Source organism: Streptomyces sp. NPDC001880, from assembly GCF_053594575.1.
This window is the reverse complement of sequence record NZ_JBSFET010000015.1, coordinates 111,781-123,380: the sequence shown is the minus strand read 5'-3', so window position 1 is coordinate 123,380 and position 11,600 is coordinate 111,781. Positions and strand designations below refer to the sequence as shown.

Here is an 11,600-nt window from a genome sequence, read left to right as displayed (position 1 = left end):
GTCACCGGCCGCGCGGCCGGTGACGCGGGCGGTACTTCGGCGGGCAGGGCGGCCGACGGTCCGGGGGCCGGGGACTGGGGCGGCGCGTCGGCCGGGAGTGCCGTCGGGCCGGCCGGGGGCGCCGGGTCCTCGGCGGGGGACGGCTCGTCCGGCGCTGTGCGGGCGGCGCTTCCCGCCGTGGGCCGGCTCCACCACTTCGCCTTCGGCCCGGTGGACTTCCCGTCTTCCATGCTCTCCCCGCAACTGCCGCAACTGGCCTCTGCACGCCCCGGCCGGGGCGTCCCTCCCGGAACTGCTCCGGGAATTCAACCAGGTTTGCGAATGCTTGCGCAGACCCCTGGGTCAGTGGCGGGACGAGAGCGGCAGTCCGCGGTCGGTGGGCGCGGGAACGGCGGAGGCCGAGGGCTGTGTCCAGGGCCGTGGCGACGACTGCGTCCCGGACGGTGGTGCGGAGGGCGTCGGCGACTGCGCGGCGAGCTGCCCGAACGCCTCGGCGAAGAGTGGGGTGGTGCCGGTCGGACGTATCAGAGGCGACGCGGACACATCGGTCAGGAGGTGCGCGGCGAAGGGGTTTCCCGCGAGGCTCGCGGTGGCGACCGCCGCCGGAGCGGCGGAGGGCACCGCCGGTGCGACGCTCGGCACGGCCGACGGGGCCGCGACGGTCGAGCGGTCGCCCGCCCCTCTGGCGGCGAGCGTGCCGTGGCTGCCACCACCGCGACGGCTGACCGAGCCGCCGCTCTCCCCGCGCGAAGAGGCGTCGAGCGGGGTCACCGTGTTCCCGGCGCCCGAGGCCCGGGCCGCGGAGCCGGGGCCCGCGCCCGTCGGCAGGGCACCGCCGAGGGCGATGGCCGCCAGCGAGACGGCGCTCGCCGCCGCGAAGGCGAACCTCCGGCCGCGCCAGGGCGAGCGCTCACCCTCGCGGCCCACCTCGTGGATCCGGAAGGCGGAACGGGCGGAGCCCCCCGGCAGCACGGCCGTCGAGCCGTGCGGGGCCGGGAGGAAGCCGAAGCCGCCGAGCGGCCGGTCCCCTGGCGAGTCCGGGCGGCTGCCGGACGGCTGGATCACGGGGAAGAGCCCGTCGCCGAAGCGCCCGGAGCCGCCGAACGGTCTGTCCTGCCTGTCGTCGTCACCCCCCGGACCCCCGGGAAGGCCCTGCAGCCGGGCGAGGAACCCCTCGGACGGCGACGGCGGGGCGGACTGGGCGAAGACACTCTTCAGGCGCCGCTGCGCCGCGGCCTCGGCCTTGCACTTGGCACAGGTCGCGAGGTGGGCGAGCACCCGGTCGCGGGCGTCGTGTTTCAACTCACCGTCGACAAGCGCGGCGAGGCGGTCCCCCAGGTGTTGTTCCGCGGGGGTCGGACCTGTGCCACTCACGCCGTTCCGCCCTCCCCTGCCAGGACCGCGCCCGCCAGCGAGCGCTGCTCGGCACGGGCCTCGGGCGAACGGTGCCGCAGCGCCTTGCGCAGGTGCGAGCGACCGCGGTGGATACGGCTGCGCACGGTGCCGAGCTTCACGCCGAGCGTCGCGGCGATCTCCTCGTACGAAAGACCCTCGATGTCGCAGAGCACGACGGCGGCACGGAACTCGGGCGCGAGGGTGTCCAGCGCCTGCTGCACGTCCGCGTCGAAGTGGGTGTCGTTGAAGACCTGCTGCGGGGACGGCTCACGGCTCGGCAGCCGCTCGGCGGCGTCGTCGCCGAGGGAGTCGAAGCGGATCCGCTGCTTGCGGCGGACCATGTCCAGGAACAGGTTGGTCGTGATGCGGTGCAGCCAGCCCTCGAACGTGCCCGGCGTGTAGGTCGACAGCGACCGGAACACCCGGACGAAGACCTCCTGCGTGAGGTCCTCGGCGTCGTGCTGGTTGCCCGTCAGCCGGTAGGCCAGGCGGTAGACCCGGCCGCTGTGCGTGCTGACGATCTCTTCCCATGAAGGTGGCGTCCACACCTGGGAGTCCGCATCTGAGGCGAAGGTCGCGGTCGGAGCGGAGACGTTGGAAGAACGGTCAGCAATGTTGGTCACGGATTTCGGCTCACCCGCCGACCTGAGAAGGCGCCGTAGCACTCCTCCCCGATCCACAGGCGCAGCCGCACCTCCCCTATCGGCTCTGGTGGTGTCCAGTGGAGCCCCTACCATAGCCACCTCGCCCGTTAGCTCCGGATAAGCCTTTTTCCTGCTGGGGCCGGGGATCGCCCCGGGAACCGCCGGCCCGTGGCTCCCGGACCCGATCCGCGGGCCGATCCCACAGGCTCTCCCCTGCCCCCTCATAACGCCCGGTCCCATCTGCGGGTTCCCGGGTGCAGCGGATACAGTCACCGTTGCGCCAACTACGGGGACAGGAGAGGGTCATTACCGCCAACCGGCAGACGAGCTGGGCGTTCGCCGACGCCTTTGTCGCCGAGGACGAAGCACTGCGCTGGGCCCGTGACCGGGCCCGGGAAGTGGGGCTCCGCTCGGTGTCGCCAGGTACCGGCGCCGCGCTGCGCTTGCTCGCTGCCACGACGGACGCCAAAGCGGTGGCGGAAATCGGCACCGGGACGGGTGTGTCCGGGCTCTATCTGCTGCACGGAATGCGGCCCGACGGCGTGCTGACCACCGTCGACCCGGAGCCCGAACGCCAGCAGTTCGCCCGCCAGGCCTTCCGCGCCGCGGGGTACGCCGCCAACCGGGCCCGCTTCATTCCGGGCCGTGCCCTGGACGTACTGCCCAGGCTCGCGGACGGCGGATACGACCTGGTGTTCTGCGACGGCGACCGGCTGGAGAGCCTGGACTGTCTCGCTGAATCGTTGCGCCTGCTGCGCCCCGGCGGCCTGGTCTGCTTCGAGGGTGTCTTCGCGGACGGCCGTACGGTCGACTCCGCGGCGCAGCCCGCGGAAGTGCTGCGGCTGCGGGAGCTGCTGCGCGCGGTGCGCGAGAGCCAGGAGCTGATGTCGACGCTGCTGCCGGTGGGCGACGGGCTGCTGTGCGCGGTGCGCAGGGGCTGAGAGGCTGTCGGGCGGCCTCGGACCGGAAAGCGGACGCGGTCCGGCGCATGCGCTTCCAGGGCGGGGGAGGGAGACGGATGGGGTCTCCCCTGGTCGAGCGGAGCCGAGAGCCGGGGGAAGGGGCGTCGTCGACCGACGACGACGCGGGAAGCGTGCGCACCAGCGCGTGGCCGCCCGGTCACAGGTCACCCGACAGCCTCCGAGGCCCGCCGTTACGGGGCCGGGGCGCGGACAGAGCCCCGGCCGGGCACAGAGGGCCGTGAACGCGTCACTGCCCCGGCACGGACACCGTGCCGGGGCAGTGACGAAGTGTGGGCGCCTCTGCTCAGCCGACGACCTTCTTGAGGGCATCGCCGAGTGCATCGGCCTCGTCCGGCGTCAGCTCCACGACAAGCCGACCGCCGCCTTCGAGCGGAACGCGCATGACGATGCCCCGCCCCTCCTTTGTCACCTCGAGCGGGCCGTCGCCCGTCCGCGGCTTCATGGCCGCCATGCTCGTTCCCCTTCCTGAAACCAGCTCATCGCAACCGGCGGCCCCATGACAGGCGCTGTGTCACCGGCATCGAACACATTGCTTCCAGGCCATTATCCCGCATCACAGACCCCGATGACCAACATCGGTCGGCATCGCTTGAGCAACGCGCTCGCTCAAAACCACCCAATTCGGCGATCGACCTGCGATACTCCGCCGCCCACCCCCCTGCTTCGGGGCTCAATTGTTAGACGCAGGTCACATGTCGGCTCCCGTCCGAGTCGGCCATGCTTGCCTGGACAGGCATTGCCCGAGGCGCGAAGGGGACAACGAAATGGCCGACCACATGGCGGACAGCGTGCTCTACGAAGTGAGCGACGGACTCGCGACGATCACGATCAACCGTCCCGATGCGATGAACGCCATGAACACCGCGGCCAAGGTGGCGCTCCGTGACGCGCTGGAGTCCGCGGCGGCCGACCCCGCCGTACGCGCCGTTCTGCTCACCGCGACCGGGCGGGCGTTCTGCGTCGGCCAGGACCTGAAGGAGCACGTGGCCACGCTCGAAAGCACCCGCGAGTCGGGCAGCGGCAATGCGCTGAGTACGGTGCAGGAGCACTACAACCCGATCGTGCGGGCCATCGCCGGGATGCCCAAGCCGGTCGTCGCCGGGGTCAACGGGGTCGCCGCCGGTGCCGGTTTCGGCTTCGCGCTCGCCTGCGACTTCCGGGTGGTCGCCGACACCGCCTCGTTCAACACCTCCTTCGCCGGTGTGGCCCTCACCGCCGACTCGGGCGTCTCCTGGACGCTGCCGCGCCTGATCGGGCAGAGCCGCGCCGCCGACCTGCTGCTCTTCCCGCGCTCGATCTCCGCGCAGGACGCCCATGAGCTGGGCATCGTGAACAAGCTGGTGCCCGCCGCCGACCTGGCCGCCGAGGCCGCCGCCGTCGCCCGCACCCTGGCGTCCGGCCCCACGGTGGCGTACGCCGCGCTCAAGGAGTCCCTGGCTTACGGCGCCGGCCACACACTGAGCGAGGCGCTGGAGAAGGAGGACGAGCTCCAGACCCGGGCGGGCGCGTCCGAGGACCACACGATCGCGGTGCAGGCGTTCCTCGACAAGGAGAAGCCGAAGTACCTCGGCCGGTAGCCGCCCGGACGCTTCGCCGCCCTGCGGCCCTACGCCCCGCCGCCGCGCGCCACGCAGTCGGCCAGGTGGTCGTCGACCAGGCCGCATGCCTGCATCAGGGCGTAGGCCGTCGTGGGCCCGACGAAGCGCACTCCGCGCTTCTTGAGGTCCTTGGCCAGCGCCGTGGACTCCGGTGTGACCGCCGGGACGTCGCCGAGGGTGCGCGGGGCGGGGCGGCCGGCCGGGTCGGGGGCGTAGGACCAGATCAGTCCGTCCAGCTCGCCGGCGCCCCAGCCGGCCAGCACCTTGGCATTGGCGAGGGTCGCCTCGATCTTCGCGCGGTTGCGGATGATGCCGGCGTCGGCGAGGAGGCGCTCCTTGTCGGCGTCGGTGAACTCGGCCACCGCGGCGATCTTGAACCCGGCGAAGGCGGAGCGGAAGCCCTCCCGGCGGCGCAGGATCGTCAGCCAGGAGAGGCCCGACTGGAACGCCTCCAGGCAGAGCCGTTCGAACAGGGCGTCGTCGCCGTGGACGGGCCGGCCCCATTCGGTGTCGTGGTACGTGAGGTAGTCCTCGGTGGACAGTCCCCAGGGGCAGCGCAGTCCGCCGTCCGGGGCCGCTTCCGCGCCGCTGCTCATCGTCCGGGCTCCTCTCCGGGGTGCTCCGTGGGCCGCGGGTCACGGGGCGGCTCCTCTTCGGAGTGCTCCGTTGGCCGCGGCTCCTGCTCCGGTGGCTCCCACGGTGCCTTCGGGCGGTCCTCGGGCTGCTCCGGCCGCTCTCCCGGCCCCTCGATGAGGCCGGGACCGCCGACCGCGGTCGCCTGGGCGCCTGCCAGCGCCGATTCCAGCTCCGCGATCCGCGCGTCCCGCTCGGCGAGCTCGGCAGCGAGCCGGTCGAGCGCCTCGTCGACATCCATCATGCGGTAGCCGCGCACGGCCACCGGCAGCCGCAGCGCGTCGATGTCCGCACGGCCGACCGGTCTCGTCGCGGGCAGCGGGTCGACCGGCTGCTCGGGCGCCACGTCCTGCAGGACGGCGCTCTTCCCCCCGCCGACCACCGCGAGCGTGACCGCGGCCACCACCACGACCATCGTCACCAGCAAGAACCAGAACACGCGCATCTCCCCGGGAGCGGAAACCTGTCCGGGTCCGATCGTGCCATGCGGCACCGACAGCCGGTGGCCGCCCGGACAGCCCTTAGGGTCGCAGGTGACTCACGTGGCGATCGACCAGAGGAGAAACGCGGGATGCGAAGCGGTGCGCTCAGGCTGGGGCGGCGCGAATTCGGTGCGCACGAGCCGGTGATCATGGCGATCGTGAACCGTACCCCGGACTCCTTCTACGACCAGGGGGCGACCTTCCGGGACGAACCGGCGCTCGCCCGGGTCGAGCAGGCGATCGCGGACGGTGCGGCGATCGTCGACATCGGGGGTGTGAAGGCGGGCCCCGGCGAGGAGGTGACCGCCGAGGAGGAGGCGCGCCGCACGGTCGGGTTCGTCGCGGAGGTGCGCCGCCGCCACCCGGACGTGGTGATCAGCGTCGACACCTGGCGCCACGACGTCGGCGAGGCGGTCTGCGAGGCCGGCGCGGATGTGCTGAACGACGCGTGGGGCGGCGTCGACCCGAAGCTCGCGGAGGTCGCAGCGCGGTACGGCGCCGGTCTGGTGTGCACGCACGCGGGCGGCGCCGAGCCGCGGACCCGGCCGCACCGGATCGCGTACGACGACGTGATGGCGGACATCCTGCGGGTGACGGTGGGGCTGGCCGAACGCGCGGTCGCGCTCGGGGTGCGGCCCGACGGGATCATGATCGACCCCGGTCATGACTTCGGGAAGAACACCCGGCACTCCCTGGAGGCGACGCGCCGGCTCGGCGAGATGACGGAGACCGGCTGGCCGGTGCTCGTATCGCTGTCCAACAAGGACTTCGTCGGCGAGACGCTCGACCGGCCGGTGAAGGAGCGGGTGATCGGGACGCTGGCGACCACGGCCGTCTCCGCGTGGCTCGGGGCACAGGTGTACCGGGTGCACGAGGTGGCCGAGACCCGGCAGGTGCTGGACATGGTGGCGTCCGTCGCGGGGCACCGCGAGCCGGCCGTGGCGCGGCGCGGACTGGCGTGACCGGTGCGGGGTGCGGGGCCCCGCGGCGGGCCCCGCACCCCGGACAGCCCCTACCGGCCGACCTCCTTGGTCACCAGGTCGACAGCCTCGTCCACGTCGTCCGTGACGTGGAACAGCAGCAGGTCGTGCTCGGACGCCTTGCCCTGCGCCACCACCGTGTCCCGCAGCCAGTCCACGAGGCCGCTCCAGTACGCGGTGCCGAACAGCACGATCGGGAAGCGGGTGACCTTGCCCGTCTGGACGAGGGTGAGCGCCTCGAAGAGCTCGTCCAGGGTGCCGAGCCCGCCGGGCAGTACGACGAAGCCCTGCGCGTACTTCACGAACATCGTCTTGCGGACGAAGAAGTAGCGGAAGTTGACGCCGATGTCGACGTGCGGGTTGAGGCCGGACTCGAAGGGCAGCTCGATGCCGAGTCCGACCGAGACTCCCTTCGCCTCCCGCGCCCCCTTGTTCGCCGCCTCCATCGCCCCCGGCCCGCCTCCGGTGATCACCGCGAAGCCGGCCTCGACGAGGGCCTTGCCGATCCGCACGCCCGCCTCGTAGTCGGGTCCGCCGACCGGGGTGCGTGCCGAACCGAAGACGCTGATCGCGCTCGGCAGCTCGGCCAGCGCGCCGAATCCCTCGACGAACTCCGACTGGATGCGCATCACCCGCCATGGGTCGGTGTGCACCCACTCGGAGTCGCCCTCGGTGTCCAGCAACCGCTGATCGGTGGTGCCGGGCTGTACCTGTTCCCTGCGGCGCAGTACCGGTCCGAGCCGCTGCTCCTTCGGGACGCGTGCCCCCTCGGGGTTGCCCATGACCTGCTCCCTCCGACGACGATCGATGACCGGTGGATCCCGGAGGATCAGTGGTCATCCGTGTCAGCTCAGGGTAGATCCATGGAGGTTACGGACAGGGGAATGTCATGGGTCAGGCGGTGAGCCAGGAGCGGAGCCGTTCCTCGCAGTGGGTGATCCGCTCGACCACCACGTGCTCGTCACGCTTGTGGGCGAACAGCGGATCGCCCGGTCCGTAGTTCACCGCGGGAACGCCGAGGGAGCCGAAGCGGGAGACGTCCGTCCAGCCGAACTTGGGCCGGGCGGTGCCGCCCACCGCCGCCATGAACGCCCTGGCGGCCGGGTGGGAGAGGCCGGGCATGGCCGCGCCCGAGTGGTCGTCGACGACGAATTCGGCGACGCCGCAGTCCGCGAAGACCTCGTGGACGTGGGCCAGCGCCTCCTCGGCGGTCCGGTCGGGCGCGTACCGGAAATTGACCACGACGGTGCAGGCGTCCGGGATGACGTTGTTGGCGACGCCGCCCTCGATCCCTACCGCGTTCAGGCCCTCGTGGTATTCGAGGCCGTCGATGACCGGACGGCGCGGTTCGTACGCGGCGAGGCGGGCCAGGATCGGGGCGGCGGCGTGGATGGCGTTGGACCCCATCCAGCCGCGCGCGGAGTGGGCCCGCTCCCCCTCGGTACGGAGGAAGACCCGCAGGGTGCCCTGGCAGCCGCCTTCGACCTCGGCGTCGGAGCCCTCCAGCAGGACCGCGAAGTCACCCGTCAGCCAGTCGGGGTGGGCGTCGGCGATGTGGCCGAGCCCGTTGAGGTGCGCGGCGACCTCTTCGTTGTCGTAGAAGACGAAGGTCAGGTCGCGGTTGGGCTCGGGCACGGTGGCGGCGATCCTCAGCTGGACGGCGACGCCCGACTTCATGTCGGAGCTGCCGCAGCCCCACAGCACCCCGTTGTCGTCGAGCCGGGACGGCACGTTGTCGGCGATCGGAACGGTGTCGATGTGCCCGGCGAGCACCACCCGCTCGGCGCGGCCCAGGTTCGTCCGGGCCACGACGTTGTTGCCGTGCCGGTCGACGGTCAGGTGCGGGAGGGTCCGCAGGGCCGCCTCGATCGCGTCCGCGAGGTCCTTCTCCTGACCGCTGACCGACGGGAAGTCGACGAGCCGGGCGGTGAGTGCCGGACCGTCCAGGGTGAGGTCAAGTGTGGTTTCGGGCATGACACCGACCCTAAGGGACAGGGCCCTCGGCTCCGGACGGGTACTCCAGTACGGTGGGCGCGTGCCCCGGACCGTCTCCCCCGCCCGCCGACACACCGGCCGCAGTCGCCTCCTGCGCATCGCCGTCGCCCTTGTCGTGCTCGCCGCGCTCGGCGGCTATCTGACTATTCAGTACATCACCGGCAACAAGATCATCGAAGGATGCATCGTGGAGTCGGCCGACGGTTCGGACGGCGAGGGCCGTACGTACCGGATGAGCCTGGAGCAGGCCGTCAACGCCGCGACGATCTCCGCGGTCGGCACCTCGCGGGGGATGCCGGAGCGGGCCGTGACGATCGCGCTGGCGACCGCGCTGCAGGAGTCCGGGCTGCGCAATATCGAGCACGGCGACCGGGATTCGCTGGGACTGTTCCAGCAGCGCCCCTCGCAGGGCTGGGGCACCGAGAAGCAGATCATGGATCCGGTCTACTCCGCCGGGGAGTTCTACCGGCATCTGGCCGAGGTCCCCGGCTACTCGCGGCTGCCGCTGACGGTCGCCGCGCAGCGGGTCCAGCGCAGCGGTTTCCCGCAGGCGTATGCGAAGCACGAGCCGGACGCGGCCCTGCTGGCAGCCGCGCTGACCGGTCGTACGCCCGCCTCGCTGAACTGCGCGCCGCCGCGGGCGACGGCGGCGAGCCCCGACGCGGCGAAGGTGCGGGCGGAGCTGGTGCGGGCCTTCGGCAAGGACGTACTGCCCGAGGTGACGACGGCGCCGGGGGACGGCAAGCCGGCGGCCGGCGCGGCGGCGTCGAGCACGGTCTCGGTGCCGGTCCCGGCGGCCCGGACGGCCGGGGACGACGGAGCGGCCCGGCGCGGCTGGGAGCTCGCGCACTGGGCGGTCGCGCAGTCCGAGGCGCTCGGGCTGGACGAGGTCTCGTACGCGGGCCGGGTCTGGGAGGCCGGGTCGGGCTGGCGGACGGAACGCAAGGATTCGAGCACCACCGACGTCCGGATCCAGCTCGCGCACTAGTTCAGGCGATCGCCCGCAGGTGCTATCCGGCCCGTTGCTAGCGCCCCCCTCGCGCGCCCCCTCGCGCGCCCCCTCCCGCCGCCCCCTTAGACACCTCAATTGCCTTGCGCAGAAAGGGAAGTGACGGCTCATTCACCTCCCCTGGAATGCCCTGTCCACCCGGGCCCTGCCGTCGCAGATCATGTGACGCATTACCGACTCTTTACCCTGGCCCACCGCAACCTCTCCCGCCCTTTCGACGGTTGTCATTGCGTCCGATCAACGGACAGACCTATTCCTCATCCCGTCGAAGGAGCATCATGTCCCTCCCCCTGACCCGCCGGATCGCCCGTGCCGCACTGCTGATCGCCGCGGGTGCGGCCCCCGTGGTCGGTGCGGCCGGAGCCGCGGGTGCCGCGGAGCTCCCGCAGACCCCGGAGCTCGGCGGGCTGACCACCGTCGACGGTTCCGGTCTCGGCAAGACGGTCGACAGCGCGTCCCGGCAGGGCACCAAGGCTGCGGGCGAGACCGGCGGCAAGATCGTCGGCACGACCCTCCCGGCCGCGGGCAAGACCGTCGGCAAGGCCGACGGCGCCGCCCCCACCGTGCAGAAGGCCGCGGACGGCGCCGCCGGCAGCGCGGGCGAGGTCCTCGGCGACGCCACCGGCGCCGCGACCCAGGGTGGCCTGCCCACCCAGAACCTGCCCACCAAGGGTCTGCCGCTCGGCTGATCCGGCCCGGCCACCGGCCGGAAGCACCACATACGCGCGGGGCCCCGGGAGTGCGCACTCCCGGGGCCCCGCGCGTGTACCGCCGCTCTCAGGACAGCCGCTTGACCGCTGCCGCCACCCGCTCGTCCGTGGCCGTGAACGCCACCCGTACGAAGCGGTCGCCGGCCGGTCCGTAGAAGTCGCCCGGCGCCACCAGGATGCCCAGCTCCGCCAGGTGCGCCACGGTCTCCCAGCACGGCTCGTCGCGCGTCGCCCACAGGTAGAGGCTCGCCTCGCTGTGCTCGATGCGGAAGCCGTGCGCCTCCAGCGCGGTGCGCAGGGCCGCGCGCCGCTCCGCGTACCGGGCCCGCTGCTCGGCGACGTGCTCGTCGTCGCCGAGCGCCGCGACCGTCGCCGCCTGGACCGGGGCGGGCGTCATCATGCCGCCGTGCTTGCGGATCAGCAGCAGTTCGCTCAGCACCGTCGGGTCGCCCGCGATGAACGCCGCGCGGTAGCCGGCCAGGTTGGAGCGCTTGGAGAGCGAGTGGACCGCGACGATGCCCTCGTACGTACCGCCGCAGACGTCCGGGTGCAGCACGGAGACCGGTTCGGCCTCCCAGCCCAGCTCCAGGTAGCACTCGTCGCTGAAGACCAGCACACCGTGCTCGCGGGCCCAGGCGACGATCCGGGTCAGCTCGTCCTTGGCCAGGACCCGGCCGGTCGGGTTGGACGGCGAGTTGAGCCAGAGCAGCTTCAGCCCGGCCGGGTCCAGCTCGGTCGGGTCGTCGTAGACGACGGGCTCGGCACCGCAGAGCCGGGCGCCCACCTCGTAGGTCGGGTAGGCGAGCCGCGGGTACGCCACCTTGTCGCCCGCGCCGAGTCCGAGCTGGGTCGGCAGCCAGGCCACCAGCTCCTTGGAGCCGACGACCGGCAGTACGTGGCCGTGCGTCACCCCGACCGCGCCGAGCCGCCGCTCCACCCACCCGGCGATCGCGTCACGAAGCTCGGTGGTCCCCCACACCGTCGGATAGCCGGGGCTGTCCGCCGCGGCGACGAGCGCCCGCCGGATCAGCTCGGGCACCGGGTCGACGGGGGTGCCGACGGACAGGTCCACGATGCCGTCGGGGTGGGCCGCAGCCGTCGACTTGTAGGGCGCGAGCTTGTCCCAGGGGAAGACCGGGAGACGGGAGGAGACTGCGGACACGGATCTCTG

13 protein-coding genes and 1 pseudogene are annotated in these 11,600 nt (G+C 72.5%); 5 read left to right on the top strand and 9 right to left on the bottom strand.

Features of this window, described 5'->3' with window-relative positions; all coding sequences use genetic code 11:
* The 3 genes and pseudogenes from ACWCQ6_RS12515 to sigE form a co-directional block, all read right to left on the bottom strand.
* Positions 1–230: pseudogene (locus ACWCQ6_RS12515) on the bottom strand (protease); the annotation flags it as partial.
* A gap of 112 nt (positions 231–342) precedes the next feature.
* Positions 343–1,374: a zf-HC2 domain-containing protein gene (locus ACWCQ6_RS12510; RefSeq protein ID WP_451088245.1), complete on the bottom strand. Its 1,032-nt coding sequence runs from the start codon at positions 1,372–1,374 to the stop codon at positions 343–345.
* Positions 1,371–2,132 carry an RNA polymerase sigma factor SigE gene (gene sigE, locus ACWCQ6_RS12505; RefSeq protein WP_451088243.1) on the bottom strand — a complete coding sequence of 254 codons (762 nt, stop codon included), beginning with the start codon at positions 2,130–2,132 and terminating at the stop codon, positions 1,371–1,373. Before sigE ends, ACWCQ6_RS12510 begins: the two co-directional genes overlap by 4 nt.
* 182 nt (positions 2,133–2,314) lie before the next feature.
* Between sigE and ACWCQ6_RS12500 the strand changes: the two genes are divergently transcribed.
* On the top strand, positions 2,315–2,980 hold the full coding sequence (locus ACWCQ6_RS12500) for an O-methyltransferase (RefSeq protein ID WP_451088241.1): 666 nt from the start codon (positions 2,315–2,317) through the stop codon (positions 2,978–2,980).
* Between the two features lie 325 nt (positions 2,981–3,305).
* Here the strand turns inward: ACWCQ6_RS12500 and ACWCQ6_RS12495 are convergent, their stop codons facing one another.
* Positions 3,306–3,473, bottom strand: a complete 168-nt coding sequence (locus tag ACWCQ6_RS12495) for a DUF3117 domain-containing protein (protein WP_003966491.1) — start codon at positions 3,471–3,473, stop codon at positions 3,306–3,308.
* Positions 3,474–3,786: 313 nt separating this feature from the next.
* On the opposite strand from ACWCQ6_RS12495, the gene chcB reads away from it, so the two are divergent.
* On the top strand, positions 3,787–4,599 hold the full coding sequence (gene chcB / locus ACWCQ6_RS12490) for a 2-cyclohexenylcarbonyl CoA isomerase (RefSeq protein WP_451088239.1): 813 nt from the start codon (positions 3,787–3,789) through the stop codon (positions 4,597–4,599).
* A gap of 29 nt (positions 4,600–4,628) precedes the next feature.
* Here the strand turns inward: chcB and ACWCQ6_RS12485 are convergent, their stop codons facing one another.
* Positions 4,629–5,216 (bottom strand): DNA-3-methyladenine glycosylase I, encoded by a 588-nt coding sequence (locus tag ACWCQ6_RS12485; protein ID WP_451088237.1) that lies wholly within the window; start codon positions 5,214–5,216, stop codon positions 4,629–4,631.
* Positions 5,213–5,698, bottom strand: coding sequence for a DivIVA domain-containing protein (locus ACWCQ6_RS12480; RefSeq protein ID WP_451088235.1), 486 nt, complete (start codon positions 5,696–5,698; stop codon positions 5,213–5,215). Before ACWCQ6_RS12480 ends, ACWCQ6_RS12485 begins: the two co-directional genes overlap by 4 nt.
* Positions 5,699–5,824: 126 nt before the next feature.
* Between ACWCQ6_RS12480 and folP the strand changes: the two genes are divergently transcribed.
* Positions 5,825–6,697: a dihydropteroate synthase gene (gene folP, locus ACWCQ6_RS12475; protein ID WP_451088233.1), complete on the top strand. Its 873-nt coding sequence runs from the start codon at positions 5,825–5,827 to the stop codon at positions 6,695–6,697.
* A gap of 50 nt (positions 6,698–6,747) precedes the next feature.
* On the opposite strand, the gene ACWCQ6_RS12470 is transcribed toward folP, so the two are convergent.
* Positions 6,748–7,497: an LOG family protein gene (locus tag ACWCQ6_RS12470; RefSeq protein ID WP_451088231.1), complete on the bottom strand. Its 750-nt coding sequence runs from the start codon at positions 7,495–7,497 to the stop codon at positions 6,748–6,750.
* Positions 7,498–7,609: 112 nt separating this feature from the next.
* Complete coding sequence (gene dapE, locus ACWCQ6_RS12465) at positions 7,610–8,689, bottom strand: succinyl-diaminopimelate desuccinylase (RefSeq protein ID WP_451088229.1); 1,080 nt, start codon at positions 8,687–8,689, stop codon at positions 7,610–7,612.
* A 61-nt stretch (positions 8,690–8,750) separates the two neighbouring features.
* Here dapE and ACWCQ6_RS12460 point away from each other — a divergent pair, with 61 nt between their 5' ends.
* Both ACWCQ6_RS12460 and ACWCQ6_RS12455 read left to right on the top strand, forming a co-directional pair.
* Positions 8,751–9,698 carry a hypothetical protein gene (locus ACWCQ6_RS12460; protein WP_451088227.1) on the top strand — a complete coding sequence of 316 codons (948 nt, stop codon included), beginning with the start codon at positions 8,751–8,753 and terminating at the stop codon, positions 9,696–9,698.
* Between the two features lie 299 nt (positions 9,699–9,997).
* Positions 9,998–10,408: an ATP-binding protein gene (locus ACWCQ6_RS12455; RefSeq protein WP_451088225.1), complete on the top strand. Its 411-nt coding sequence runs from the start codon at positions 9,998–10,000 to the stop codon at positions 10,406–10,408.
* A gap of 88 nt (positions 10,409–10,496) precedes the next feature.
* Here the strand turns inward: ACWCQ6_RS12455 and ACWCQ6_RS12450 are convergent, their stop codons facing one another.
* A complete protein-coding gene (locus ACWCQ6_RS12450; protein ID WP_451088223.1) occupies positions 10,497–11,591 on the bottom strand; it encodes a bifunctional succinyldiaminopimelate transaminase/glutamate-prephenate aminotransferase in 1,095 nt (364 codons plus the stop codon).
* Between the last annotated feature and the right edge of the window lie 9 nt (positions 11,592–11,600).

Excerpts from the sequence above, each read along its gene's own strand:
- sigE (WP_451088243.1), bottom strand. The coding sequence starts at position 2,132 with ATGGTAGGGGCTCCACTGGACACCACCAGAGCCGATAGGGGAGGTGCG.
- ACWCQ6_RS12495 (WP_003966491.1), bottom strand. The coding sequence starts at position 3,473 with ATGGCGGCCATGAAGCCGCGGACGGGCGACGGCCCGCTCGAGGTGACA.
- chcB (WP_451088239.1), top strand. The coding sequence starts at position 3,787 with ATGGCCGACCACATGGCGGACAGCGTGCTCTACGAAGTGAGCGACGGA.
- ACWCQ6_RS12485 (WP_451088237.1), bottom strand. The coding sequence starts at position 5,216 with ATGAGCAGCGGCGCGGAAGCGGCCCCGGACGGCGGACTGCGCTGCCCC.
- ACWCQ6_RS12480 (WP_451088235.1), bottom strand. The coding sequence starts at position 5,698 with ATGCGCGTGTTCTGGTTCTTGCTGGTGACGATGGTCGTGGTGGTGGCC.
- folP (WP_451088233.1), top strand. The coding sequence starts at position 5,825 with ATGCGAAGCGGTGCGCTCAGGCTGGGGCGGCGCGAATTCGGTGCGCAC.
- ACWCQ6_RS12470 (WP_451088231.1), bottom strand. The coding sequence starts at position 7,497 with ATGGGCAACCCCGAGGGGGCACGCGTCCCGAAGGAGCAGCGGCTCGGA.
- dapE (WP_451088229.1), bottom strand. The coding sequence starts at position 8,689 with ATGCCCGAAACCACACTTGACCTCACCCTGGACGGTCCGGCACTCACC.
- ACWCQ6_RS12455 (WP_451088225.1), top strand. The coding sequence starts at position 9,998 with ATGTCCCTCCCCCTGACCCGCCGGATCGCCCGTGCCGCACTGCTGATC.